Raw genomic sequence first — 23,714 nt, 5'->3', positions numbered from 1 at the left:
ACAGCCAAGAAAATCATGACCTGCGCCACAGGGATAGGCGTCTCATGGAAGCAAAAAATCCAAAATATTATAGGCAGTGCCTTGCCTCCAGCTCGCGCTGACTGGCCCGGACAAAGCGTTGGATTTGGCCGCGGCAGCTCAAAACTGTTGCCCGATAGTTACGCTATCGCGCTTTGTGCCAAAAAATATGATTTGCCATATAACAGTTATTGACTTCCGAAGGGGGAGCGCATTTAAGTCCGACAAATTAACAGGGGCGCCGAGATGCCCCGAAATGAGGAGGGGCAAATGGCCTTTAATGTTCGGACGCGCTTGGCGTGTGCATGCAGTGTGATCGTTTTGGGCGCTTCGCTGACAGCGTTGCCTGCCATGGCGCAGGACGCGCCGGCCCAGCCTGTGGCGCAAGCGGGCAGCGAGGACGAGATCGTCGTCTCGGCACGCCGCCGTGAAGAAAATCTCCAGGATACGCCCGTCGCCATCACGGCCTTCAGCGCCGAGATGCTCGAAGTCCGCCAGATCACCCAGACCCAGGATCTCGAGCGCGTCACGCCCAGCCTTCAGTTCAAGCCCGCAGGCCAGCTTTCGGGCAACACCGCCTCCTCGGTCGTCTTCATTCGCGGCGTCGGGCAGGTCGATCCGACCGCAGCCGTCGATCCCGGCGTGGGCGTGTACCTCGATGAAGTCTATCTCGGCCGGGCCGTGGGTGGCGCGATCGATTTCGGCGATATTGCCGGCGTGGAAGTGCTGCGCGGTCCGCAGGGCACGCTGTTCGGGCGCAACACCATCGGCGGCGCGATCCTCGTGCGCACGCGCCAGCCCGAACTGGGCGTGCTGAGCGGCCGCGCGCGCGTTCGGGCGGGCGGTGACAATCTGCTCGAAGGGTTTGCCGCGGTGAACCTGCCGATCGGCGATACGGTGGCGGCGCGCGTGTCCGGCGGGTTCCGCAAGCGCGACGGCTATGTCATCCGCGCCGCCGATCGCCTCGATCTGGGCAATGAGAACCGCTATTCGCTTGCCGGCTCGCTCAAATGGGAGCCGTCGAGCGATTTCGATCTGGTGATCCGCGCCGATTACAGCAAGCAGGACGAGCATGGTGCGCCGTTCGTGTTCGCAGGCGTGAACGAACAGGCCCCGGTCGCGGCAATCGCCTCGGTAGCTGCCGGGTGCCCAGGCGCGACCATTCCGTTCGTGCTGCCGGCCGGCGATCCGCGGCTCGGCCCGCCCAACGTTCCGATGATCAACGATCCTCGCTGCGCCAATGATTTCCAGGCGAAGGGCGATTTCGTCAACGGCGGTACGGCGCCGGTCATGAGCACGTCCGAAGTGTGGGGCGTCGGCGGAACGGCCCGGATCAACCTGACCGAGCATGCCACGATCAAGCTGATTTCCGCTTATCGCGAAACCACCTCGCGCGGCATTCGCGATGGCGACAACACTCCGCTCCTGCTGATCACCACCGACGTGGCGGCGCAATCCTCGCAGTTCAGCCAGGAAGTGCAGCTCCAGCTCGATTATGGTTCGGTAAGCGCGATCCTGGGCGGCTATTTCTTCAACGAGAAGACCAGCGAACGTGCGACGGTGCCGCTGGCATTCCCGCCCGCGCCGCCGGTGATCAACTCGCTTCTCGCGGGCGGCCCCGGATCGCGCGATCTCCAGCTTTCCAATCTGAAGACGGATTCGGTCGCAGCCTTTGGCGAAGTCACCTGGAAGCCGGCGCCCAATCTCGAGCTGAGCGGCGGGCTTCGCTACACTTCGGATCGCAAGCGCTATCAGGGCACGGTGCTGAACCTGATCAACGCAAACCTGCCGGATCCGAACCCGCTCCCCACGCTTGCGAGCACGCAGGGCGGACCGCTGTTCATCTTCAACAAGCCCTATCAGCGTGATTTCGCTGCGCTGACCGGATCGGCCAGCCTGCAATATCGCTGGAGCGACGCGATCAGCACCTATGCGTCTTACTCGCGCAGCTTCAAATCGGGTGGTTATAATACGCGCTATAATGCTGCAACGGTTGACAATAATCCCGTGGCGTTCGCGCAGGAAAGCGTCACCAGCTACGAAATCGGCGCGAAGACCAATATCGGCCGCCTGCGGCTGAATTTCGCGGCGTTCGAAGCGCAATATGACGATATCCAGCTGATCTTCCGCCAGGGCGTGGTTCCGCTGCTGTTCAACGCGGGTGAGGCGCGCATCCGCGGGCTCGAAGCGGAAGCCAGCTATCGTTCGCCATGGGGCCTGACCTTCGATGCCGGGCTCAGCGTGCTCGACGACAAGATCAAGACGGTTACCCCGATCCCCGGAGCGACCGCGACCGTGACGCCGGCTGACGATCTGCCCTTCACGCCCGATATGCAGGCCAATTTCGGGATCAGCTACGCGATCCCGCTCGGCGGCGATGCGACGCTGACTCCGCGCGTGGATGGCAGCTACACTTCCAAGATCACGTTCATCACCGGAAGCATCCCCCAGATCGAGGAAGATGGCTATTTCGTCGGAAACGCCTCGCTGACGCTCAAGCTGAGCAACGGCCTGGAAGTGAGCGGCGGTGTCACCAACCTGCTGGATTCGCGCTACTTGATCCAGGGCAATGCGTCGCTCGCGACGCTGGGCTATGCCGAGCGCATGTTCGCCCGTCCGCGCAGCTGGTATGTGCAGGTCGGGGCATCGTTCTGAACTGACGATCCGGACTATGGCGGCGAGCGGCGCGGGGGGCGTTGCTCGCCGCCATTTGGCATCTGCGGCACAAATCGTTAGCTGGCCGGGATGGAGCTGATCCCGCACCCCGCTTTTCCGCCAAGGGCGATCGAGAACATTGAGGTTGAAGCGGCGATTGCCCGCGGGCGCACCGTGTTGCGCTGGCGCGTCGCGGGCGATCCGTTGATGCCCGCAATTGCCGCGCCGGCCGTGCGCACCGATGGTTTGTGGCAGACAAACTGTTTCGAGCTGTTCGTGAAGCCTGTGGCCGGTGAGGCCTATTTCGAATTCAATTTCGCGCCGTCCGGGGCGTGGGCGGCCTACGCGCTGGACGGGTATCGCAGCGGGTTGAAGCAGGCGCCGCTGGACCCGCCCGTGATCGAGCGGCTGGCGGACGGGGTTCGCGTCACGGTGGATATGGGCGGCTTGCCGGAGGGGACCTGGCAGGTCGGCTTGTCCGCCGTGATCGAGGAAGCCGACGGCACCAAATCCTATTGGGCGCTCGCGCACGGCGGCGAGCAGCCGGATTTCCACGCTCCGGCCAGCTTCGCGCTGACGCTTTAGGCGCGCATCTGGCCCCGCGAAGGGGTTGCTTCCCGTGCCAAGTCCCGGCACCTCAGCGGCCATGAAATTCGGTATCGATCGTCTGCTCGCGGACCCCGCATTGCTCGGCCAGCTCAAGGGGCAGCGCGTTGCCTTGCTCGCTCACCCGGCTTCAGTGACGGCGGACCTTCGCTATTCGGTGGACGCGCTGATCGCGGCGGGCCTCAATATCTCGGCGATGTTCGGGCCGCAGCATGGCGTTCGGGGCGATTTGCAGGACAATATGATGGAGTCGCCCGACTTCACCGATCCCACGTACGGCATGCCCGTCTTCAGCCTGTATGGCGAAGTGCGGCGCCCCTCCGGGCAATCCATGGGAACGTTCGATACGATCCTGATCGATCTGCAGGATGTCGGATGCCGCATCTACACCTTCGTCACGACCCTGCTCTACATGCTGGAGGCTGCGGCCGAGCATAGGAAGCGCGTATGGGTGCTCGATCGGCCAAACCCCGCCGGGCGGCCCGTCGAGGGGCTCACCTTGCTGCCCGGCTGGGAGAGTTTCGTCGGCGCGGGGCCGATGCCGATGCGCCACGGCATGACGCTGGGCGAGATGGGCGCGTGGTTCATCCATCACTTCAAGCTGGATGTGGACTACCGCGTGATCGCGATGGAGGGCTGGCAGCCCGAAGCCGCGCCCGGATATGGCTGGCCGCCAGAGCGCCCCTGGATCAATCCCAGCCCGAACGCCGCCAACGTCAACATGGCGCGCGCTTATGCCGGAACGGTGATGCTGGAGGGCACCATGCTTTCCGAAGGGCGCGGGACGACGCGGCCGCTGGAGCTGTTCGGCGCGCCCGATATCCACGCCGGTGCGGTGATCGCCGAAATGCGACGCCTCGCGCCCGAATGGCTGGCGGGGTGCACGTTGCGCGAATTCTGGTTCCAGCCCACCTTCCACAAGCATGTGGGGCAGCTTTGTTCGGGCGTGTTCATCCACGCCGAAGGCCCCGCTTATGACCATGGCGCATTCCGGCCCTGGCGGCTTCAGGCGGCGGGCTTCAAAGCGATCCGCACGCTGTATCCAGACTATGATCTCTGGCGCGATTTCCCGTACGAATATGTCTTCGACAAGCTCGCGATCGACGTGATCAACGGCGGCCCCGGCCTGCGCGAATGGGTCGACGACGCCGCATCCGCAGCGGGCGACCTCGACGCCATCGCCGCGCCGGACGAGGCCGCATGGATCGAGGCGCGCCAGCCCTTCCTGCTTTACTAGGGGGCGGGCTCATTAAAGCAGCCTGTCGGCTAGCGACCCCATTGCGGACCTTGAATCTTTGTCACCCCGGACCTGTTCCGGGGTCCACGGGGCCGCGGGTGTTCAGGCTGGAGCCTCTTGTCCATCGCGTGCCGCCAGGTGGATCCCGGAACTAGTCCGGGATGACGGGTGTGGACGTGCGGAAGGTCGGCGCCCCAACCCAATCGCGGCCAGCCCGCGCTTCCGGCGTCATCCCTGCGAAAGCGGGGACCCAGAGCCACGAGCGCAGTCGCTTGTAACCTGGATCCCCGCTTTCGCGCGGATGACGGATTTTATGCGGCTGGTTCGCGTCAGATCAGCTCCGGCGCGCCCAGCATCGTCAGCGCTGCCTTGTGCCACCAGGGCTGGTTCCAGGCGACGTGCATCGCGATCGCCGGGATCAGCGAGACCGCAAGCCAGATCCAGTAGGCGCGATGCACGCCGCGCCGGCGATAGAGGTCCCACAGGAACATCGGTGCGATCACGAACAGCGGCCACAGATCGACGGTGAGCGCCGATCCGGGCATGGTGGTGGGCAGCCAGGTGATCCGATCGGTGGCGGCGGGCAAAGCGGCAGAGGTAGCCAGGAACATCAGGCGCTTGTGCGCTTCCGGATCGGTACGCCGCGCCGCAAGGCCGATCACGACCAGGATCGCGAAGACCACGCCTACGCGGATCTGGATCGCCATGATGTTGAGCACGATCGGCAGCACGTTGCGCAGTTCCTCGGCCACTGCGGGCGGGCCATGGCGTATGCCGTCGATAACCTGGCCGTCTATTGCCGGGATGAGGAGGAAGCCGACAATGATCAGAGCCGGTGCGAGCACCATCGCGGTAAGGCCGAGCTGCTTGTGAAGCCCGGACCGTCCGGTCGCCATCAGCAGCGCCTGGGTAAACAGCAGTAATAGCCAGCTTCCCATCAGCACCGCATGGACGTGAAGGATCATCGGGAAGGGCGGGCGCTTGCCCGCGGCGACGGCATCCATCTTGCCGATAGAATCGGGAATGAATCCCGCGAACACGGTCGCGATGAACAGCGCCGCCATGAAGACGTAAATCCATCGATCCGCGAATGCCGTGAAACCGCCAGTCCGGCGCGCGGTGCCGATCGAGTCTGCTACAGTTGCCATTGGTCTCTCCCCGTATCTGTATCTGCGCATAATCGCAGATCTTGGTCACGGGAAAATTCACTTGCGCCGAAATTTCGACCAACGCGCGTTTGCGCTGTTTCTGCGAATTGCCTAACCAACATATCATGTTCGCGGGCCTGATTTTTGCTGTTGAGGAAGCGACCGACCGGCCGGGGACGCTTGTCGCCACCCTGCCGTTCGGTGGCATGACATTGCTCGAATATCAGGTGCGGCTGCTGGTGGGGGCAGGGGCCGAGAAGATCCTGATCGCGGTGGGCAAGATGACCCCGCAATTACTCACCTCGGTTAACCGCGCGACCAAGAAGCATCCGATGGTAGAAGTCGTGCGATCGGCGGAGGAAGCTGCGGAGAAATTCGATCACCGCGCCCGCGTGCTGGTGATTGCTGATGGGCTGGTAACGACCGATCCGGTGATGGATCGCATGGCGGCTGAGGGCGGCGAGGCGCTGCTAGTCACCGACGATGCCGATTCGCCTGCGGCGATCGAGCGGCTCGACATGCGCGACAGTTGGGCCGGCATCGCGCGCATCTCGGTCGAGCAGCTTGGCCAGATCGCGCAGATGCCAGAGGATTATGATTTCCAGTCGGCGCTGCTGCGGATTGCGGCACAATCGAGCGCCGAGCATGTACCGCTGAGCGCGAGCTGGCTGCGCGGCGGCCATTCCGTCGAGCGAAGCGCGGAGGGGCTTGCGGCGCGCAACACCGGCCTGCTCGCGGTGCTTACCGAGCGGCGCGTCGATTGGGCGGATCGCTGGGTGTTCACGCGCATCGCCCGCGCCGTCCTGCCCGAACTGGTTGGCCGCAACATCGGCGGATGGGTGCTGATGGTCGCGGCGGGGCTGCTTTCGCTGCTTTCGCTAACGGCGGTGGCGATGGAGTGGGAAGGTGCGGGTCTGGTCGGCTCGCTCGTCGCGGCGGCAACGCTGGCGACGGGATCGGCGATGGCCGCGCTGCGTGGCGAGGAAGCGCGCGGGCGAGCGCTCGAATGGGCGATCCTGGTGCTGTTCGGGGCTGTCGTGTTGCTCTGCGGCTGGGTGGGGCATGCGCGCCTGTTCAGCTGGACGCCAATGGTGTGCGGCGCGTTCGGGCTAGGCGCTCAGGTGTTGATCGAGCGCGTGCAGGTCCGGCATCGCCGCTGGTGGGCGAGTCCTTCGGCGCATCTGCTGCTGCTCACGCCCTTCGCGCTGGCGGGTTTCACCGAATATGGAATCGCCGCAATCGCCGTATATGCGTTCGTGACATTGGCCGCCGCTGTTGAGGCCACGCGCGAAAAGGCTTAGCTTCCTCTTAAGGACAGTTCCGCTAGGGTCCGATGCATGTCGGATAATCCCACCGAACCGCGTGACAGCCTGGCTGCCGGCGCAGAAAGGCTGCTTGCTCGCGCGGCCGCTGCGGAGGTGCGCGCCTATCGCGGCTTGACCGTGGCGATCGACGATTTCTTCCTGCCCGAGGATTGCCGGCTGGATGAGCGCACGCGATCTGGCCTGGCCGGGCTGCTGCGCGGATTGGTGGAGACGGTGGAGGGCGAGGTGCGCGAACATGCCGTGCGCCTGCTCCACGGGCGCGGCGAATCGCGCCTTGTGATTGCGCTCAACGATCCCACTTCGATTTTCGCGCGGCTGGTGCAATCGGGGCTGCTTCGTGATCCTGATCTGATGGTCGAATTGATCGCACGGGTGCGCCAGGAGCTGCTGGGCGCGGCTTTGCCGATGCACGCGCCCGATGATCCCGAGCGCCCGAGCCTGATCAATCGATTCGTCCAGCATCCGGATCGCGTCGTCGCGGCGGGCGCGATGGCGGTCTTGATTGCCGGAAGTCGTCGTAGGACAAGTCCCGATACGGGACAATTCACGCGAACCGATCTGCCCGCGGAGCTCCACCACCGGCTGGTATGGTGGGTCGCCGCCGCGCTACGGGAGCGTGTGGGCGAAGGTGGCGATGCACTGGACATGGCCTTGAGCGAAGCGGCGCAGCGGAGCCTCGCGGCGTATGACGAAGGCGATCGGCTGGAAGCGACGGCAATGCGCTTTGCCGCCGCCATTGATGCGCAGCCCCAGGAATTGTCCGGGCTGCTGGTGGAGTCGTTGGCAGACAAGCGGATCGTGTTGTTCATCGCTCTGCTCGGTCATGCGTTGGGAGTGCCCTATACGTTGGCGCGCGACATCGTGCTTGATCCCCGTGCGGAGAGGCTGTGGCTGTCGCTGCGTGCGCTCGATCTTGGCCGCGAGACGATCGCGCAGATCGGCTATGCGCTGTGCGAGGCGGATCCGCGCCGCGACCTCGAGGATTTTGCCGACACGCTCGATACGATCACGCAGGTGAGCGCACAGGCTGCGCGCGAGGCGCTTGCACCGCTCAAGCTTCATCCCGATTATCGTGCGGCTGTTGTCGCTCTCCAACGTTCTGCTTCACCGGAATGAATGCGATAGATTTCTCGATGCCGCTGGCGATCGGCACGCTCGACGCGGAGGGCAGGCTGCGCGACGCGGAGTCTCGCCTGTTCGAGCTGAACCAGCGCGCCGGCGGTTCGATCGGCGCGCCGCTCGCGGTGCCGCAGATCGCCACGCTCGCGCGCCTCTCGCAGCGGCTGGGCATCGCGATCTCGCGCAACGTGATTGCCGCCGATGGCGATGACGATCTGGAGCTATGGGTCCGCGCCGAGCCACAGGATGGCGGCGTGCGGCTTGAAGTCAGCGGATGGCGTCCCCGGGCGGGCTGGCGCGCGGTGGCGAGCGACCCGGAACGCGACGGCGACTTCTTCCGCTCGGCCGCCGATTGGCTGTGGGAAACCGATGCCTCGCTGCGGATCACCTTCCTGTCGATAGAGGCGGGCGCGCGCTACGGCTTCGACACCTCCTCGATGCTGGGGCAGCCGCTCACCCGCCTGTTCAGTCTGGAACAGGACGAAAGCGGCAACATGCCGATCCTGAGCGCGGTCGCGGCACAGGCGCGGTTCGACGGGCAGAAGGCCGAGATTCGCGGAACCGGCCGGATGGTGCGCCTCGACGCCACGCCGCGCGCCGATCCGGGCGGGCGGTTCGCCGGCTTTGTCGGCGCGGCGCACATGCTGGATAATGGCGAGGCGCGGCCCAAGGTCGATGCGCCCTTGCCGGCACCCGCTGCGCCCTTTGGCGGCTTTCCGGATTCGTTCAGCCAGCGGCTGGATCGCGCGCTGCGTGCGCCGCTTGGCCGGATCATCGCCAATGCCGACAGCATCAGCGCGCAGACCGAAGGGCCGCTCAAGCCCGATTATGCCGAATATGCCGGGGACATCGCCAGCGCCGCCCGGCACCTGATGGGCCTTGTCGACGATCTGGTCGATCTTCAGGCGATCGAGCGCGAGGATTTCAGGATCGAGCCCGAAAATATCGACCTTGCCGATGTCGCGCGTCGCGCGGCGGGCCTGCTTTCGGTGCGCGCGGCAGAGGGCGAAGTGCGGATCGATCGCCCCGCCGCTTATGAGATATTGCCCGTGACCGGCGAATTCCGCCGCGCGCTCCAGGTGCTGGTCAATCTGATCGGCAACGCCGTGCGCTATTCGCCGCCGGGCGGGCAGGTGTGGATCCGGCTGGAGAAGGACGAGGCCCGCGCGCATGTGATCGTCGCCGATCAGGGCAAGGGCATCGCCGTGGAGGACCAGGCGAAGATCTTCGAGAAATTCGGCCGGGTCGACATGAGCGAGCCGGGTGGCAGCGGGCTGGGGCTCTATATTGCCCGCCGACTCGCCCGCGCGATGGGCGGCGACCTCACCGTCGATAGCGCGCCGGGGCAGGGCGCCCGCTTCGTGTTCAGCCTGCCGCTGCGCGCCTGATCTGCTGACGAACAAGCGCCGGGCGCCCGCGGTTTCCCGCAAGCGCCCGGCGCGGCTGTGCAGCCATTAGCGGCGACGGCAGACCGTCACGCGGCCCTGATAGCGGCGATATTCGGTCCAGCAGACCTTGCCGCGATTATAGTGACGCCCGCGATTATAGTGGCGGCTGCGATTGTAGCGGCCGCGATCCCATCCGCGATTGCTGCGGCGGTCCCAGCGGCGATTGTCGCGATGGCGCCAGTCCTGCGCGCTGGCAGCGACCGACACGGTCAGCACGCTGGCGCTCGCACCCGCCGCCGTGACCGGTGCCGCAGCGGCGGTGGTGGCGGAACCGGCGATACCGGCAACAGCCAGCGCGGCGGCGGCGATCAGTTTCTTGAAGTGCATTTCCGAATCTCCTCTTGGCTTCATTCCCCGCAAGCCCTGGAGGATAAGAGAGCGATTCGGTCGCGTTGCTGAATCGGATTGTTCTGCAATGTTCATCTTCGAGCGGAGACGCGCCCTAATCCAGCGTCCGCCCCTCGCGCTTCGCCGCCTTGCGCTCGGCGCGGGTGGGAACGAGCCGGACTCCGCCGACCAGAATCGCCCCCGCAACGGCAAGCGCCAGCCCGCGCCATAGCCAGACGCGCTGGTCGATCATCGTGCTGCTCGCCGGCCAGCGCACCACGCCCAGGCCCTGCAGCATGAACAATATGCCAAAGATTATGCCGGCAAGCCCGGCGAAGATCAGCAGGTTCTGGCGCATCGGCTACTCCCTATGCGCCAGATCCTCCCGGATCAGCGCTTGTCGACCGGGATATAATCGCGCTGCACCGGGCCGGTGTAAAGCTGGCGCGGGCGGCCGATCTTCTGGTCCGGATCGGAGATCATCTCGTTCCACTGCGCGACCCAGCCGACGGTGCGGGCAAGCGCGAAGAGCGCGGTGAACATCGTGGTCGGGAAGCCGATCGCGGAAAGGATGATGCCCGAATAGAAATCGACGTTCGGGAACAGCTTCTTCTCGACGAAATACGGATCGTTGAGCGCCATTTCCTCAAGCTGGAGCGCGACTTCAAACACCGGATCGGTGACGTTCAGCTCCTTGAAGACTTCGCGGACCGTCTTCTGCATCACGGTCGCGCGCGGATCATAATTCTTATAGACGCGGTGGCCGAAGCCCATCAGGCGGAACGGATCGTTCTTGTCCTTCGCGCGGGCGATGAATTCGGGGATGCGATCGGGCGTGCCGATCTCGTGCAGCATGTTGAGCGCCGCTTCGTTCGCGCCGCCATGCGCCGGGCCCCACAGGCAGGCGATGCCCGCCGCGATGCACGCGAACGGATTGGCGCCCGACGAACCGGCGAGGCGCACGGTCGAGGTCGATGCGTTCTGCTCGTGATCGGCATGGAGGATGAAGATGCGGTCGAGCGCCTTTTCCACCACCGGATTGACCACATATTCCTCGGCGGGGACGCCAAAGGTCATGCGCAGGAAATTGCCGGTGTAGCTCAGCGAATTGTCCGGATACAGGAACGGCTGGCCGACGCTGTACTTGTACGCCATCGCCGCGATCGTCGGCATCTTGGCGATCAGGCGGTGCGACGCGATCATGCGCTGCTTGGGATCGGTGATGTCGGTCGAATCGTGATAAAAGGCCGAAAGCGCGCCGACGACGCCGCACATCACCGCCATCGGATGGGCATCGCGACGGAAGCCGCGATAGAAGGTGGCGAGCTGCTCGTGCAGCATGGTGTGGCGGCTGATCGTGTAGGTGAACTTGTCCAGCTCTTCCTTGTTCGGCAGCTCGCCGTTCAGCAGGAGGTAGCTGACCTCCATGAACGACGATTCCTCGGCGAGCTGGCCGATCGGATAGCCGCGATGCAGCAGAATGCCCTCGTCGCCATCGATATAGGTCAGGCCGGATTCGCACGACGCCGTCGATGTGAAGCCCGGATCATAGGTGAACATGCCGGTGTTGGCGTAGAGCTTGCGAATATCGACGACGTCGGGACCCGTGCTGCCTGTAAGGATCGGGTATTCAACTTCTTTCCCCGGAACCTGCAGCTTGGCGGTGTCGCTCATATTCGTCGTCCCTTATTCTCTTCTCGGCGCTCAGGCCGAAACGGTCATCTGATCAGCGATACGGCCCAGGCTTTCGTCGCGCCCCAGCAAAGCCAGAACGTCGAAAATGCCCGGCGAAGTCTTGCGACCGACGAGCGCCGCACGAAGCGGCTGCGCGACCTGGCCCAGCTTTACCCCCGCATCTTCCGCGACAGCGCGTACCGCCGCTTCGAGCGCTTCCGTATCCCAGTCCGCCACCGCGTCAAGAGCGGTATGCAAGCTGGACAGAAGCGCCCGCGCCTCATCCCCTAGCAGAGCCGATGCATCGGCGTCCAATTCCAGTGGGCGAGTGCGAAACAGAAATGCCGCGCCATCGGTCAACTCTAGGAGATTGGCTGCGCGTGGCTTCAATGCGGCCATGCTGCGGCGCAGAAGGTCCTGCTGCGATTCGCTGGTCTCGAAGGGCAGGCGAGCGGCGACGAGACTGGCCAGGCGCGCATCATCCGTCTGGCGGATATAATGACCGTTCAGGTTCTCCAGCTTCTTCTGATCGAACCGGCTTGGTGATTTGCCCACGCCCTCGATGTCGAACCATTCGATCGCCTGTTCGCGGCTGATGATCTCGTCATCGCCATGTCCCCAGCCCAGGCGGAGCAGATAGTTGGAAACAGCTTCGGGAAGCAGGCCCATCTCGTCGCGATATGCATCCACCCCCAGCGCGCCATGCCGCTTGGAAAGCTTGGCGCCGTCCGATCCGTGGATCAGCGGGATATGGGCATATTTTGGCTCGGGCCAGCCCATCGCGCGATAGATCGGCAATTGGCGGAACGCGTTGTTCAGATGATCGTCGCCGCGAATGACATGGGTCACGCCCATGTCATGATCGTCGACCACTACCGCCAGCATATAGGTGGGCGTCCCGTCGGAGCGGAGCAGCACCAGATCGTCGATCTCGCTGTTCTGCACGGTAACCTCACACTGCACGAGATCGTGGATCGTCGTAGCACCCTCGGTGGGGGCCTTCAGGCGGACCACATAGGGTGCGGTTGCATCTTCGTTGGTCTTGTCGCGCCAGGGCGATCGGATGCGCAGCGGCTTCTTGGCGGCCTGCGCTTCCTCGCGCATCGCGGCCAGCTCGTCCTGCGTCAGATAGCAGCGATAGGCCGCGCCGCTCTCGACCATCGCGTTCGCGACCTCGGCGTGGCGATCGGCGCGGGCGAACTGATAGGTGACGTCGCCGTCCCAATCCAGTTCGAGCCAGCGCATCCCGTCCAGGATCGCGTCGATCGCGGGCTGGGTCGATCGCGCGCGATCGGTATCCTCGATGCGCAGCAGGAACTTGCCGCCGTGATGGCGGGCGAACAGCAGGTTGAACAGCGCGGTGCGCGCGCCGCCGATGTGCAGGAAGCCCGTCGGCGACGGGGCAAAGCGGGTTACGACCGGCGTGGCGGTATCTTCGTTTGCGCTCACGCGCGCGTGCTCCCAGTCTTGAAATCGATGGCCGTCTCAGCCGCCGAGGCCCCTAGCACGGGGTTTTCCTCCCTACAAATGGGGGCGCGACGGCGATTCCGGAAGGGGCGGGAAGGGCTTGAGCGCTGGCTGGAGGCCGAGCGCGAGCAATTATTCCTGTGGCTGCCGGTCATGCTGGGGGTTGGAGTCGCCGCATGGTTCATCCTTCCCGATGTGACGCGGTGGACCGGCTTTATCGCGGCGGCCGGGGCGGTCGCGCTCGGGGCGATCGCGATGTCGGGAAACGGCAGAACAGCGCGGGTTGTGGCGGTCGCAGCTGTGGCGGTGGGCGCCGGGTGCGCATTGATCTGGTGGCGCGCGGACAGCGTTGCGGCACCGGTACTCGCCCGCCCGGTGATGGTGATGCTTCAGGGACAGGTGGAGCGTGTCGAACGCTTGCCCGCGCGCGATATGGTGCGGATCACGCTCGATCTGGACCGCGCGGACCTGCCACCACGGGTACGCGTCAATCTTGCCCAGGGCGATGTGCCTGCGGGGCTCGCGCGGGGAGCGCTGATTCGGCTGAGCGCTCGGCTGATGCCGCCGCCACCGCCTTCGGTTCCCGGCGCATATGATTTCGCGCGGGTCGCGTGGTTCGCGAAGCTGGGCGCGACCGGGAAGGGGTTTGCACCAATAGAGGTGATCCGGCCGGGCGCGGCCCCGGGTGCGGACCTGCGGGCGCGGCTTTCGGCGCATATCCAGGCGCAAATCCCCGGCAGCGCGGGCGGCATCGCAAGTGCGCTGGCGACGGGAGATCGCGGGGCGATCGCGGATGCCGATTCGGAAGCGATGCAGCGATCGGGGCTGGCGCATCTCCTGTCGGTGAGCGGGCTGCACGTCACCGCAGTGACAGCGGCCGCGATGCTGCTGGTGCTGCGTCTGTTGTCGCTCAGCCCGGCGCTCGCGCTGCGCTGGCGGCTGCCGCTGGTCGCGGCGGGAGCGGGGGCGCTCGCCGCGATCGGCTACACCCTGCTCACCGGGGCGGACGTTCCCACCGTGCGATCCTGCGTCGCGTCGCTTCTGGTGCTCCTGGCGCTCAGCGTGGGGCGCGAGGCGCTTACGCTGCGATTGGTCGCGGCCGGGGCGCTGGTCGTGCTCCTGCTCTGGCCGGAATCGCTTGCCGGGCCGAGCTTCCAGTTGAGCTTTGCCGCGGTCACCGTGATCGTCGCGCTGCACGAAAGCCCGCGCGTGCGGCGCTGGTTCTCGCGCCGCGAGGAAGGTTGGGCGAAGCGGCTGGGCCGCGCGATGGGGTCGCTGCTGCTCACCGGCGTTGCGGTCGAATTGGCGCTGATGCCGATTGGCATGTATCATTTTCACAAGCAGGGGCTTTACGGCGCGCTCGCCAATATCGTCGCGATCCCGCTGACGACCTTCGTCACCATGCCGCTGGAGGCGCTGGCGCTGCTGCTTGATCTCGCAGGGCTGGGCGCGCCCTTCTGGTGGCTGACCGCCAAGTCCCTTCAATTCCTGTTGTGGCTCGCGCACCTTGCCGCGTCCGCGCCCGGCGCGGTGGCGTCGCTGCCTGCGATGCCCGATGGTGCCTTCGCGCTGATGCTGGCGGGCGGGCTATGGATTGCTCTGTGGCGGACGCGCCTGCGCTGGGGTGGCGGATTGCCGCTGGCCGCGGGCGCGGTCTGGGCTTTGCTGACACCTCCGCCGGATCTGCTGGTAACCGGCGACGGCCGCCATCTCGCGATCCGCACTGCTGATGGCGGCATGGCGCTGCTGCGCGATCGGGCGGGCGATTACACCCGCTCGATGCTCGGCGAAAATAGCGGCGCAGATGACGAGCTTGCGGCGCTGAGCGAAGCGCCTGACGCGCGTTGCAGCCCTGATCTGTGTGTGATCGAGCATCGCTCGGGCAGGCGGGTCTGGCGTGTGACGGCCACGCGGAGCGGCTATCTGGTGCCCTGGCGCGAGATGATGCAGCTGTGCGCCTCGTCCGATATCGTGGTGAGCGAGCGCAGATTGCCTGCGGGATGCTCCCCGCGCTGGCTCAGGCTCGATCGCGCGGGGCTGGCGCGAACCGGCGGTGTGGCGATCCACTTTGCCAGCGGGCGCGTGGCGACGGTTCGGCGCGGCTCGTCGCATCCATGGATTGACTCGTTACGGGTTCAGCCGTCATTCGCCCCGCCGAAGGAGAGATAGCTATATGGTAAAACGGATTGCGCTTGCTCTGGCGGCCACGGTTCTGACCGCGCCCGTAGCCAATGCACAGGATTGGGACGCGATCCGCGCCGCGTGGAACAAGCCCACCGAGCCGTTCCGGATCATCGGTAACATCTATTATGTCGGCACCGCCAAGCTCTCAGCCTTTCTCATCACCGACCCCAGTGGACATATTCTACTTGACGGAGCGCTAGCTGAAAGCGCGCCGCAGATCGCCGCAAACATCGAAAAGCTGGGATTCCACTTACGCGACGTGAAAGTCCTAATGGTCAACCACGCCCACTGGGACCACAGCGGCGGCCTAGCCCAACTCAAGCAACTGACCGGTGCCCGATTGCTGGCGAGTGCGGCTGACAAGCCTGGGCTGGAAGCCGGAACGCTCGATTATCGCCCGCCGACGCCGCGCCATGCGCCAAAGGTGACGGTTGACGGCATCCTCGAAGAAGGCACGGAGATTCGGATCGGGGACACCGTTCTCACCGCCCATATGACTCCGGGCCATACCAAGGGCTGCACCAGTTGGTCGATGCGCGCTGGTGGGTACAATGTCATGTTCGCTGGCAGCATGACGGTGATGGGGCAGCCCTTGCGGAGGGGCGAGGGGTATGACAATGCGGTCGGCGATTTCCGCGCGACCTTTGCCAAATTGCGGGCGATGCCGGCTGATATTTTCCTGAGCTTTCACGGCGAAGTTTTTGATATGGAAGCAAAGCTGGCGCGACTGAAGGCAGGCGACGCGAATGCGTTTGTCGATCCGGGCGAAATCAAGCGGCGCGTGGACGCAGCCGAAGCTGCGTTCGAAATCGACCTTGCGAAGCAGCTAAGCCAGTAAATTCGCATTTCCAAAGCCGCCGGGCCCCGCCCGGACGGCTTTGGCAAGTTGCAATTCAATAGCGGCGCAGCAGTCCGGCGAGCTTGCCCTGGACGCGGACCTGATCGGGGCGGTAGCGCTGCGGATTATAGTCGCGGTTCGCCGGATCGAGACGGATCATCGCGCCTTCCTTGCGGAAATATTTCAGCGTCGCCTCCGCATCGTCGATCAGCGCGACGACGATCTCGCCGTCCCGCGCCGTCTCGGTGCGGCGGATCAGCGCGTAATCGCCATCCAGAATACCCGCCTCGACCATCGAATCACCGGCGACTTCGAGCGCGTAATGCTCGCCCGAGCCGAGCAGGGCGGCAGGCACGGGGAGCATCGACGCCCCCTCCAGCGCTTCGATCGGCGTACCGGCGGCGATGCGGCCATGCAGCGGAATCTCGATCACATCGTTCGCCGGCTGGGGCAGCGGGGAGGAGGAGGACGAAGCCGGTGCGGCTGCAGGCCCCTTTACCGCAGCGTTCGCGCCGCCACCGCGCTCGGGCATCTTGAGGACTTCAAGCGCGCGGGCGCGATTGGGCAGGCGGCGAATGAATTCGCGCTCCTCAAGCGCGGAGATCAGCCGGTGCACACCCGACTTCGACTTGAGATCGAGCGCCTCCTTCATCTCCTCGAACGACGGCGATACGCCCGTCTCGTTAAGGCGATCAGCAATGAAGCAGATCAGCTCGTGCTGCTTGCGCGTGAGCATACGAATTCTCCTGCCTGGAACAGACTGGGAACGTTTATGCAATGTTCCTCACGCCTGTCAAGACAGGTCAAGGATTTCCACCGCTTCGCCGCTCTGCGCCGACGGGGCATGCGGCGCACGCACGATCAGGCAGCCCGCGCGAGCGAGCGTGCGCAGCATCGAGCTATCCTGAATCGTGGAGGCGAAGGCCCGTCCGCCGCGCAGCTCCGCGCGCAGATAATCGGCGCGGACGCCGTTCGCGGGTAGCGCTTCGCCCAGCGGGACCATGCGCCCGGACGGAAGTGGATCCATGGTGCCGGACAAATGCGCGGCCAACGGGCGCACGAAGAGCAAGGCCGTGACGAAGGCGGAAACGGGATTGCCCGGCAGACCGAGCACGATCGCGCCGCCCAGCCTGCCGGCCATCATCGGCTTCCCCGGCCGGAGCGCGATCCGCCAGAAATCGATCGTACCGCCAGCAGCCTCCAGCGCGGGTCGCACCAGATCGTGATCGCCGACCGATGCGCCGCCGCTGGTGACCAACATATCCGCGCTGACCGAACGGAAGGCGGTTTCGAGTGCGGCCCGGTCATCGGGCAGGATGCCGAGATCGAGGATCTCGACCGGAAGGTCCGCAAGCTGGGCGGCGAGCATCAGCCGGTTGGTTTCGGGCAATTGCGCCCCGGTGAGAGGCGTGCCGGGGGCGACGAGTTCGTCACCGGTGGCGGCGATAGCGACGCGGAGGCGGCGGCAAACCGGGAGCGTGGCGTGACCGGCGATACCCGCCAGCGCGAGCCGGGCGGGAGTCAGCCGCTCGCCAGCCCGGACCAGCACCTCGCCTTCGGTGAAATCGAGACCACGCGGGCGGACGTTGCGGCCGCGCGCGGTGGGCCCCTCTCCCGCAAGGCGCAGCCGGTCGCCATCCCGGGCGGCCTCTTCCTGGACGAGCACCGTATCGCTCCCCGCGGGCATCGCTGCGCCGGTGAAGATGCGAACCGCCTGGCCCGCGCCCAGCGCGCCGGAAAAGCTGCGTCCGGCGGCGCTTTCGCCGATCACTTCCCATGGGCCGGGCAGATCGGCGAAGCGGATCGCATAGCCATCCATCGCGGAGAGATTGGCGGCGGGCTGGGTGCGCAGCGCGGAAATGTCCCGGGCGGCCCAGCGGCCTGCGGCATGCGCGAGCGAGACCTGCTCGACGGGGACTGGCGCGGCGAGCGCGAACAGGCGCGACTGGGCTTCGGCGACGGGGAGAAGCGCGGGCATTATGTGGGGGATAGGGGAGTGGCGGCGCGCGGGAAAGGGGCCGAGCATAACCGCAATCCTAACGAAAGCGGGAACCCGAGCCACGGAGGGTGGTGGAGGAAAACCCGGGGTTCCCGCTTTCGCGGAGATGACGATTCAAGCTAGGATCAGGATCCAGCCCCGGTGGGCGATCAGCGCTTCTGAAAAACTTCCAGACGCTCCTCGACCACCCAATGCTTCTCGCCCTTTGAAAGGCGGACGATCACGAAGTTGCGGCCTGTGCGATAGTGGAAGACGACCTTGCAGGCGACCGAGCGGGGCTCCTCGTTATCGGGGCGCTCGCAATAGATATCGGTGACGTGGCGCACGGCATTCTGGTCGTCGATCAGCGTTCCGGTTTTTTCATCATCGTCACGCTGGATCGCGGAACGAATCTCGGCGAGCGTGGGGCAGAAGGCCGGATCGGCGCAGTGCGGGGGAGCGGCGGCGAGGAGCAGGGCAGTGAGCATCCGCGAATTCTAGCAGATGTTTGTGCGCCGGTCCCACCATCGACCATCACCGGTTCGACTCCGCGGCAGATTTCGCCCCATAACCCTGACAAAATGGGGGAGAGGCTGATGGTTCGCTTTGTGCGCGTGGCCCTTACGGGATTGGCGGTGCTGGTAGCCGCGCCGGTGGCGGCGCAGACCTTGGGTACGGTCGATCGCCACGGCAGCCTGGTAGCGATCGAGCCCTATGGGCCGAATATCGTGCGGGTTACGATCGCGCTGGACGCGGCAGAGATCGCCAAGGGGGTTGGCCCGGAGATCAGCGGCAAGGCGGATGCGCGCGGATGGACGAAGCGGAGCGAAAACGGAGCCGATATCTATTCCTCCCCGGCGTTGAGCGTGACGATCGACGCCAAGCCCTGGCCCAAGGCACCCAGCCTGATGGAGCGCTATTTCGTATCTTCGCTCCCTTCGGTGTCGATCGGGATCGCGCGGGCGAATGGCGGCGGCGAGGTCGTCCGGATGGAAGGGTGGGAAATGACGCCCCACACCGTGAACGGCGAGAAGACGTTCCGCGTGGGCGCACGCTTTGGCGACACGCCGGACACGCATTATTACGGGCTGGGGCAGAATCAGGAGAGCCTGGGGCCGCTCGACCTGCGCGGGCGGGTTATCGATTGCCGACACAATTATGATGCGCCCGCGGGCGAGGCGGTGTGCGTGCCGTTCCTCGTCACCAACAAGGGCTATGGCATCGTCTGGGACAACCCGTCCGCCACCACGGTGACGCCCGGATTGCATGGCGCCACCGGATTCCAATCGCAGGTGGGCGAGCGCGTTTCGTTCTTCGTCATCACCGGCAACAATGCCGACGACCTTTATGCGGGCTATGCCCGGCTGACCGGCGAGACGCCGCTGCCGCCCAAGGCGGCGTTCGGGCTGATCCAGAGCAAGGCGCGATACGAGAGCCAGAAGGAATTGATGGACATTGCCGATGGCTATCGTAGCCGCGGCTATCCGATCGACGTGATGGTGCTCGACTGGTTCTATTGGACGCGAATGGGACAGATTGACATCGATCGCACTTATTTCCCCGATCCGGCGGGGATGAACCGCGAACTGCACGCCCGGGGCATGCGATCGATGATCAGCGTGTGGCCGCGTTTCGAGCGCGAATCGCGCTATTTCGATCTTCTCGCGGCCAAGGGATATTTCCTGCACCACAAGGATGGTGCGCCCGTGGATGGCCTGCCGGTGCGTTCCGATCGTGCGGGAGCCTTGCTCGACAGCACCAATCCGGAAGCGCGGATGTGGTTCTGGGACAAGATCCGCGACAACATCATCAGCGAAGGCTTTGACTGGATCTGGGAGGATGAAACCGAGCCCGATCTGGTGCCCGACGGCTATTTCTTCGCGATCGGATCGGGGGATCGCTATCACAACATCTATCCGCTGGTGCACACGCAGGCGATCGCGGACGGATCGGCGCGCGACCGGCCGGATTTCCGCAACCTGATCCTGGCGCGGGCGGCCTGGCTGGGCGCACAGCGCAACGGCGCGATCTTCTGGTCATCCGATGTGCGGCCAACCTGGGAGGCGCTGAAGCGGCAGGTCCCGACCGGGCTGAACATGACCGCGAGCGGCATCGCCTATTGGAGCAGCGATACGGGCGGATGGCAGTGGCCGAACGGGCCCAAGGCCAAGCGCCCGGTGCTGCTCGATCCCACGGGCGCGACCGCGATGGGCGCGGGCTATCGCGATTATCCGGAGCTGTTCACGCGCTGGTTCGCCTATAACGCCTTTACCCCGACGCTGCGCATCCATGGCCAGCGCCCGGCTACCGCGATCTGGGAATATGGCGCGGCGGCGGAGCCGGTGATCGCGAAGTTCCTGCGGCTGCGCTACACGCTGATGCCCTATATCTATGCGCTGGGGCGGGGGACGTATGAAACCGGCGCGCCGTTTATGCGCGGGCTCTGGATGGATTTCCCGGGCGACCCGGAAGTCGCCAATCTGGGCGATCAATATATGTTCGGCCCCGCATTCCTGGTCGCGCCCGTAACCGAGCAGGGGGCGACGAGCCGCAAGGTTTACCTGCCCGCCGGGAGCGACTGGTATGATTACTGGACCGAACGCAAGCACGCGGGCGGGCAGTGGATCACGGCGGATGCGCCGATCGACCGCATTCCCCTGTTCGTGCGGGCGGGATCGATCGTGCCGATGGGCACAACCGTACAGAACACTGCGACGCGCCAGCCGCTCGAGAGCATCCGCGTCTACCCGGGGCGCGATGCCAGCTTCACGCTTTATGACGACGATGGCGTGACCAATGCCTATCGCAAGAATGGAGGGATGCAGGCGACCTTGCGCTGGGACGAGGCGCGCCGGACGCTGAGCGCATCGGGCAAGCTGCCGACCGGTCAAGCGCTGCAGCCGTTGGTGCGGGTGGTGGGGGAATAGGGTGAGCGAACCCTAGGCGCCGCCACCGCCGGTGATCAGGCTGAGGTCGCTTGGCCGGAGAGGCAGGCGAAACTCGCACAGATAGCGATGATGATCGCGCTCGATCACCGACGCGGGCGCGCCGCCGACCTGCGGAAGCGCGATCCACAAGGGCGTGCCGAGCGCGAGCGGTGCGCGGGTTTCGAACTCGACCAGTTGCGAAGTGAGACCGCGAAGCTGCACGTTCCACCAGCGCACGCCTTCACGGACGCGGGCGGGCGCGTCTAGCAGGATGGCATGCGGGTCGGGGATCAGGCCGGGCGGCGGGAACGCATTGGAGCGAGCCGGACGCGCGTGCGCCTGCTGGACCTGCCGCAGCCAGGGCATCAGCACTTGCCAGGGCAGGGATTCGTCAAAGGCGATCCCGGCGAGACCTTCCTGCGCCCATTTGATCGTGCCCTGGATCGGGCGCAGGCCATCGAAGCTGATCAATATGGGATCGCCGGGAAGCAGCAGGCGGCGGCTCTCGATTGCGGCGCCGCCCTGCGAGAGATTGCGGCTGCGGGTGAATTCCAGAGCGCCCTGATGACATAGGCTCACCGTCTGATGGAGCTCGATGCGTGGCATCTGGCGGCGCTCGGCCGACAGGCTGGCCAGCGTGCGCGCCACCGTGCTTACCACGTCGATCGGTGCATCGAAGACGAAGCCGGCAGCTTCGCCAGCGGTCCAGGCGATCGTGCCGGGGATACCCTGGCCGCTGGCGAGGGTGAGCGACAGGGCGGTGCCCTCGGCCAGGTCGCAATCATGATGGAGTGTGGCGCCGGCGGCGTTTAGCTTGCGGATCGAGCAGGGCAGCGAAACACCTTCTGCGTTCAGCGTTGCGGCGTCGAGATTGCCGGGGCTGGGCGCAAGCGGTTCCGCCGCCGGAAAATCCGACGCGAGACTGACGATCGTAGAGGACGCAAGCCCTTGTCGCATAGCCCTGTTTTCCCCACCCGGCTTGGCATGGGACTCTGTGCGCGCGGAGATAAGACGGCGTTAAACGACTGGGTTAATCACGGTCCGGTGCCCCTAAGGGAAAGAACCTACGAAAGGGGCGGGCTTCCTCTACTGCGCGCGAAACGCTGGGCCGGGCGAGAAGACGGGCACGATAGGATTTGAGAGCAGACATGCCATCCGGAATTGGCCTGACCCAATCGGCATAGAATAGTGAAGGCGCGGCGGCGCAATCGGCGATGGTGAAGGCATCTCCTGCCGCCCATTTCCGCCCCTGCAGCCGGGCCTCCAGCCAGGCATAGACCTTATCTAGCATCTGCATCGACTGCCCGACGCCATAGGGGTCCTTCGCGTCCTCCGGGCGGAGCGCGTTGCCGACCACCTGCTGCATCGGCGTCATCACGTAATTGTCGAAAATGCGATCGAGCATGCGCGCTTCCAGCGCATCCTCGGGGATGAGGTGGACGGGGCCGGGATGGTGAATCTGAAGATATTCGATGATCGTGCTGACCTCCACGATCGTCTTTTCGCCGTCCACCAGGATCGGCATCTTCCGAAGCGGCCAGCGCGCGCTCCACTCCGCGTCATTTTCGGGGTGCTCAGGATCAAGCATCCGGAACACGAAAGGCGTGGCATTCTCATGGAGTGCGATCAGCGCCTTCCTGCAGTAAGAAGAGAAGGGATGGGCGAAGAGCTGCAAGGTCATGCAAGGCACTCTACGCCACTTTCGAGCAGGGGGAAGGCAATATGACCGAGCGGTGCCGTTGGGCTGAGGGCGATCCGGTGATGGAGGCATATCACGATCACGAATGGGGCGTACCGCTCCGCGACTCGCGCACGCTCTGGGAAATGCTGATGCTGGAGGGGTTCCAGGCCGGGCTTTCGTGGCGGACGATCCTCCACCGGCGGGAGGGCTTTCGCGAGGCGTTTGCCGGGTTCGACCCCGCGAAGGTGGCGGCATTCGGGCCGGTCGATGTGGAGCGGCTGATGGGAGACCCGGGCATAATCCGCGCGCGGGCGAAGATCGAGGCGACGATCGGCGCAGCGCGAATCTATTGCGCGATGATGGAAGCTGGCGAGGATTTCTCGGACTGGCTCTGGGCGTTGGTTGGCGGCGAGACGCAGGTGAATGATGGGGTGCACGTGCCCGCGCAGACCCCGGTTTCCGAGGCGATGTCGAAGGCGCTCAAGGCGCGCGGCTTCAAGTTCGTGGGGCCAGTGATCGTCTATGCGTTCATGCAGGCGGTGGGGATGGTCAACGACCATGCTCCGGACTGCTTCCGGCGCGCCGCGGTCTAGCGCGCCCAGTCACCGGATTTGCCGCCGGTCTTGGAGAGCAGCCCGACTTCGCCGATCACCATCGTCTTATCGAGCGCCTTGACCATGTCATAGAGCGTGAGCAGCGCGACGGTGGTTGCGGTGAGGGCCTCCATCTCGACGCCGGTCTGCGCTTCGGTGGCAGCGGTGGCGGTGACGGTCACGCCGCCATCATCCGGGACGAGTTCGATCGCCACGCGGGTGAGCGGGAGCGGGTGGCACAGTGGGATCAGATCGGCGGTTTTCTTCGCGGCCAAGATTCCGGCGATGCGCGCGGTTGCGAGGACGTCGCCTTTCTTGACGCTGCCCGCTCGGATGGCGGCGGCGGCCTCGGCGGACATGGTGATGCGCCCGGTGGCGACTGCTTCGCGGCGGGTAACGGCCTTGCCCGCGACGTCCACCATGCGCGCGGCTCCGGTTTCGTCGAGGTGCGTGAGATCAGCCATTCCCTCTCTCCGCTTGCGGGGAGAG

21 protein-coding genes are annotated in these 23,714 nt (G+C 65.3%); 10 read left to right on the top strand and 11 right to left on the bottom strand.

Features of this window, described 5'->3' with window-relative positions; all coding sequences use genetic code 11:
• Positions 1–369: 369 nt before the first annotated feature.
• The 3 genes from SSO01S_RS04935 to SSO01S_RS04925 all read left to right on the top strand — a co-directional run bounded on the left by SSO01S_RS04935 (position 370) and on the right by SSO01S_RS04925 (position 4,516).
• On the top strand, positions 370–2,673 hold the full coding sequence (locus SSO01S_RS04935; RefSeq protein ID WP_245646587.1) for a TonB-dependent receptor: 2,304 nt from the start codon (positions 370–372) through the stop codon (positions 2,671–2,673).
• 90 nt (positions 2,674–2,763) lie between these two features.
• Entirely contained in the window at positions 2,764–3,258 is a 495-nt protein-coding gene (locus tag SSO01S_RS04930) for a DOMON-like domain-containing protein (RefSeq protein WP_066796034.1), read from the top strand.
• Positions 3,259–3,319: 61 nt separating this feature from the next.
• Complete coding sequence (locus SSO01S_RS04925) at positions 3,320–4,516, top strand: exo-beta-N-acetylmuramidase NamZ family protein (RefSeq protein WP_066796031.1); 1,197 nt, start codon at positions 3,320–3,322, stop codon at positions 4,514–4,516.
• A 329-nt stretch (positions 4,517–4,845) separates the two neighbouring features.
• Here the strand turns inward: SSO01S_RS04925 and SSO01S_RS04920 are convergent, their stop codons facing one another.
• The gene (locus SSO01S_RS04920) at positions 4,846–5,664 is read right to left on the bottom strand and encodes a hypothetical protein (protein ID WP_218000335.1); all 819 of its coding nucleotides are present in this window, start codon (positions 5,662–5,664) and stop codon (positions 4,846–4,848) included.
• 125 nt (positions 5,665–5,789) lie between these two features.
• Here SSO01S_RS04920 and SSO01S_RS04915 point away from each other — a divergent pair, with 125 nt between their 5' ends.
• From SSO01S_RS04915 to SSO01S_RS04905, 3 genes are read left to right on the top strand one after another with little or no spacing between them, the layout of a single operon-like run.
• A complete protein-coding gene (locus tag SSO01S_RS04915; RefSeq protein WP_066796028.1) occupies positions 5,790–6,965 on the top strand; it encodes a hypothetical protein in 1,176 nt (391 codons plus the stop codon).
• Positions 6,966–7,001: 36 nt separating this feature from the next.
• Positions 7,002–8,105 (top strand): DUF2336 domain-containing protein, encoded by a 1,104-nt coding sequence (locus SSO01S_RS04910; protein WP_066796025.1) that lies wholly within the window; start codon positions 7,002–7,004, stop codon positions 8,103–8,105.
• A complete protein-coding gene (locus SSO01S_RS04905; RefSeq protein WP_066796022.1) occupies positions 8,102–9,496 on the top strand; it encodes a sensor histidine kinase in 1,395 nt (464 codons plus the stop codon). Before SSO01S_RS04910 ends, SSO01S_RS04905 begins: the two co-directional genes overlap by 4 nt.
• Positions 9,497–9,562: 66 nt before the next feature.
• On the opposite strand, the gene SSO01S_RS04900 is transcribed toward SSO01S_RS04905, so the two are convergent.
• The 4 genes from SSO01S_RS04900 to gltX all read right to left on the bottom strand — a co-directional run bounded on the left by SSO01S_RS04900 (position 9,563) and on the right by gltX (position 13,006).
• Positions 9,563–9,883, bottom strand: coding sequence for a hypothetical protein (locus tag SSO01S_RS04900; RefSeq protein WP_066796019.1), 321 nt, complete (start codon positions 9,881–9,883; stop codon positions 9,563–9,565).
• 115 nt (positions 9,884–9,998) lie between these two features.
• Entirely contained in the window at positions 9,999–10,241 is a 243-nt protein-coding gene (locus tag SSO01S_RS04895; RefSeq protein WP_066796017.1) for a hypothetical protein, read from the bottom strand.
• 32 nt (positions 10,242–10,273) lie between these two features.
• Positions 10,274–11,557, bottom strand: coding sequence for a citrate synthase (locus SSO01S_RS04890; RefSeq protein WP_066796015.1), 1,284 nt, complete (start codon positions 11,555–11,557; stop codon positions 10,274–10,276).
• Positions 11,558–11,587: 30 nt separating this feature from the next.
• Entirely contained in the window at positions 11,588–13,006 is a 1,419-nt protein-coding gene (gene gltX / locus SSO01S_RS04885; protein WP_066796013.1) for a glutamate--tRNA ligase, read from the bottom strand.
• A 78-nt stretch (positions 13,007–13,084) separates the two neighbouring features.
• Between gltX and SSO01S_RS04880 the strand changes: the two genes are divergently transcribed.
• On the top strand, positions 13,085–15,193 hold the full coding sequence (locus SSO01S_RS04880; protein WP_066796011.1) for a ComEC/Rec2 family competence protein: 2,109 nt from the start codon (positions 13,085–13,087) through the stop codon (positions 15,191–15,193).
• Positions 15,144–16,046, top strand: a complete 903-nt coding sequence (gene bla, locus SSO01S_RS04875; RefSeq protein ID WP_245646586.1) for a subclass B3 metallo-beta-lactamase — start codon at positions 15,144–15,146, stop codon at positions 16,044–16,046. The genes SSO01S_RS04880 and bla overlap by 50 nt, the downstream gene beginning before the upstream one ends.
• A 55-nt stretch (positions 16,047–16,101) precedes the next feature.
• On the opposite strand, the gene lexA is transcribed toward bla, so the two are convergent.
• The 3 genes from lexA to SSO01S_RS04860 all read right to left on the bottom strand — a co-directional run bounded on the left by lexA (position 16,102) and on the right by SSO01S_RS04860 (position 18,512).
• The gene (gene lexA / locus SSO01S_RS04870; protein WP_066796005.1) at positions 16,102–16,782 is read right to left on the bottom strand and encodes a transcriptional repressor LexA; all 681 of its coding nucleotides are present in this window, start codon (positions 16,780–16,782) and stop codon (positions 16,102–16,104) included.
• Between the two features lie 57 nt (positions 16,783–16,839).
• Positions 16,840–18,024 (bottom strand): molybdopterin molybdotransferase MoeA, encoded by a 1,185-nt coding sequence (locus tag SSO01S_RS04865; protein ID WP_083942845.1) that lies wholly within the window; start codon positions 18,022–18,024, stop codon positions 16,840–16,842.
• 170 nt (positions 18,025–18,194) lie between these two features.
• Positions 18,195–18,512: a hypothetical protein gene (locus tag SSO01S_RS04860; RefSeq protein WP_066796001.1), complete on the bottom strand. Its 318-nt coding sequence runs from the start codon at positions 18,510–18,512 to the stop codon at positions 18,195–18,197.
• Between the two features lie 108 nt (positions 18,513–18,620).
• Here SSO01S_RS04860 and SSO01S_RS04855 point away from each other — a divergent pair, with 108 nt between their 5' ends.
• Positions 18,621–20,951, top strand: a complete 2,331-nt coding sequence (locus SSO01S_RS04855) for a glycoside hydrolase family 31 protein (RefSeq protein ID WP_245646585.1) — start codon at positions 18,621–18,623, stop codon at positions 20,949–20,951.
• A 12-nt stretch (positions 20,952–20,963) separates the two neighbouring features.
• Here the strand turns inward: SSO01S_RS04855 and SSO01S_RS04850 are convergent, their stop codons facing one another.
• Both SSO01S_RS04850 and SSO01S_RS04845 read right to left on the bottom strand, forming a co-directional pair.
• On the bottom strand, positions 20,964–21,908 hold the full coding sequence (locus tag SSO01S_RS04850; RefSeq protein WP_066795987.1) for a PilZ domain-containing protein: 945 nt from the start codon (positions 21,906–21,908) through the stop codon (positions 20,964–20,966).
• A 73-nt stretch (positions 21,909–21,981) separates the two neighbouring features.
• Positions 21,982–22,632 (bottom strand): glutathione S-transferase family protein, encoded by a 651-nt coding sequence (locus tag SSO01S_RS04845; RefSeq protein WP_066795985.1) that lies wholly within the window; start codon positions 22,630–22,632, stop codon positions 21,982–21,984.
• Between the two features lie 41 nt (positions 22,633–22,673).
• On the opposite strand from SSO01S_RS04845, the gene SSO01S_RS04840 reads away from it, so the two are divergent.
• The gene (locus SSO01S_RS04840; protein ID WP_066795982.1) at positions 22,674–23,225 is read left to right on the top strand and encodes a DNA-3-methyladenine glycosylase I; all 552 of its coding nucleotides are present in this window, start codon (positions 22,674–22,676) and stop codon (positions 23,223–23,225) included.
• Here the strand turns inward: SSO01S_RS04840 and moaC are convergent.
• Positions 23,222–23,689, bottom strand: a complete 468-nt coding sequence (moaC, locus tag SSO01S_RS04835; protein WP_066795979.1) for a cyclic pyranopterin monophosphate synthase MoaC — start codon at positions 23,687–23,689, stop codon at positions 23,222–23,224. The two genes, SSO01S_RS04840 and moaC, sit on opposite strands and share 4 nt — an antisense overlap.
• Positions 23,690–23,714 lie beyond the last annotated feature (25 nt).

The sequence above is a fragment of the Sphingomonas soli NBRC 100801 genome, assembly GCF_001591025.1.
Classification (GTDB): domain Bacteria; phylum Pseudomonadota; class Alphaproteobacteria; order Sphingomonadales; family Sphingomonadaceae; genus Sphingomonas; species Sphingomonas soli.
The sequence above is the reverse complement of the archived record's forward strand: the minus strand, read 5'-3'. Positions and strand labels throughout refer to the sequence as shown.

What these genes read in the sequence shown, in the direction of transcription:
- SSO01S_RS04935 (WP_245646587.1), top strand. Translation starts at nt 370, where the DNA reads ATGGCGCAGGACGCGCCGGCCCAGCCTGTGGCGCAAGCGGGCAGCGAG.
- SSO01S_RS04930 (WP_066796034.1), top strand. Translation starts at nt 2,764, where the DNA reads ATGGAGCTGATCCCGCACCCCGCTTTTCCGCCAAGGGCGATCGAGAAC.
- SSO01S_RS04925 (WP_066796031.1), top strand. Translation starts at nt 3,320, where the DNA reads ATGAAATTCGGTATCGATCGTCTGCTCGCGGACCCCGCATTGCTCGGC.
- SSO01S_RS04920 (WP_218000335.1), bottom strand. Translation starts at nt 5,664, where the DNA reads ATGGCAACTGTAGCAGACTCGATCGGCACCGCGCGCCGGACTGGCGGT.
- SSO01S_RS04915 (WP_066796028.1), top strand. Translation starts at nt 5,790, where the DNA reads ATGTTCGCGGGCCTGATTTTTGCTGTTGAGGAAGCGACCGACCGGCCG.
- SSO01S_RS04910 (WP_066796025.1), top strand. Translation starts at nt 7,002, where the DNA reads ATGTCGGATAATCCCACCGAACCGCGTGACAGCCTGGCTGCCGGCGCA.
- SSO01S_RS04905 (WP_066796022.1), top strand. Translation starts at nt 8,102, where the DNA reads ATGAATGCGATAGATTTCTCGATGCCGCTGGCGATCGGCACGCTCGAC.
- SSO01S_RS04900 (WP_066796019.1), bottom strand. Translation starts at nt 9,883, where the DNA reads ATGCACTTCAAGAAACTGATCGCCGCCGCCGCGCTGGCTGTTGCCGGT.
- SSO01S_RS04895 (WP_066796017.1), bottom strand. Translation starts at nt 10,241, where the DNA reads ATGCGCCAGAACCTGCTGATCTTCGCCGGGCTTGCCGGCATAATCTTT.
- SSO01S_RS04890 (WP_066796015.1), bottom strand. Translation starts at nt 11,557, where the DNA reads ATGAGCGACACCGCCAAGCTGCAGGTTCCGGGGAAAGAAGTTGAATAC.
- SSO01S_RS04880 (WP_066796011.1), top strand. Translation starts at nt 13,085, where the DNA reads ATGGGGGCGCGACGGCGATTCCGGAAGGGGCGGGAAGGGCTTGAGCGC.
- lexA (WP_066796005.1), bottom strand. Translation starts at nt 16,782, where the DNA reads ATGCTCACGCGCAAGCAGCACGAGCTGATCTGCTTCATTGCTGATCGC.
- SSO01S_RS04865 (WP_083942845.1), bottom strand. Translation starts at nt 18,024, where the DNA reads ATGCCCGCGCTTCTCCCCGTCGCCGAAGCCCAGTCGCGCCTGTTCGCG.
- SSO01S_RS04860 (WP_066796001.1), bottom strand. Translation starts at nt 18,512, where the DNA reads ATGCTCACTGCCCTGCTCCTCGCCGCCGCTCCCCCGCACTGCGCCGAT.
- SSO01S_RS04855 (WP_245646585.1), top strand. Translation starts at nt 18,621, where the DNA reads ATGGTTCGCTTTGTGCGCGTGGCCCTTACGGGATTGGCGGTGCTGGTA.
- SSO01S_RS04850 (WP_066795987.1), bottom strand. Translation starts at nt 21,908, where the DNA reads ATGCGACAAGGGCTTGCGTCCTCTACGATCGTCAGTCTCGCGTCGGAT.
- SSO01S_RS04845 (WP_066795985.1), bottom strand. Translation starts at nt 22,632, where the DNA reads ATGACCTTGCAGCTCTTCGCCCATCCCTTCTCTTCTTACTGCAGGAAG.
- SSO01S_RS04840 (WP_066795982.1), top strand. Translation starts at nt 22,674, where the DNA reads ATGACCGAGCGGTGCCGTTGGGCTGAGGGCGATCCGGTGATGGAGGCA.
- moaC (WP_066795979.1), bottom strand. Translation starts at nt 23,689, where the DNA reads ATGGCTGATCTCACGCACCTCGACGAAACCGGAGCCGCGCGCATGGTG.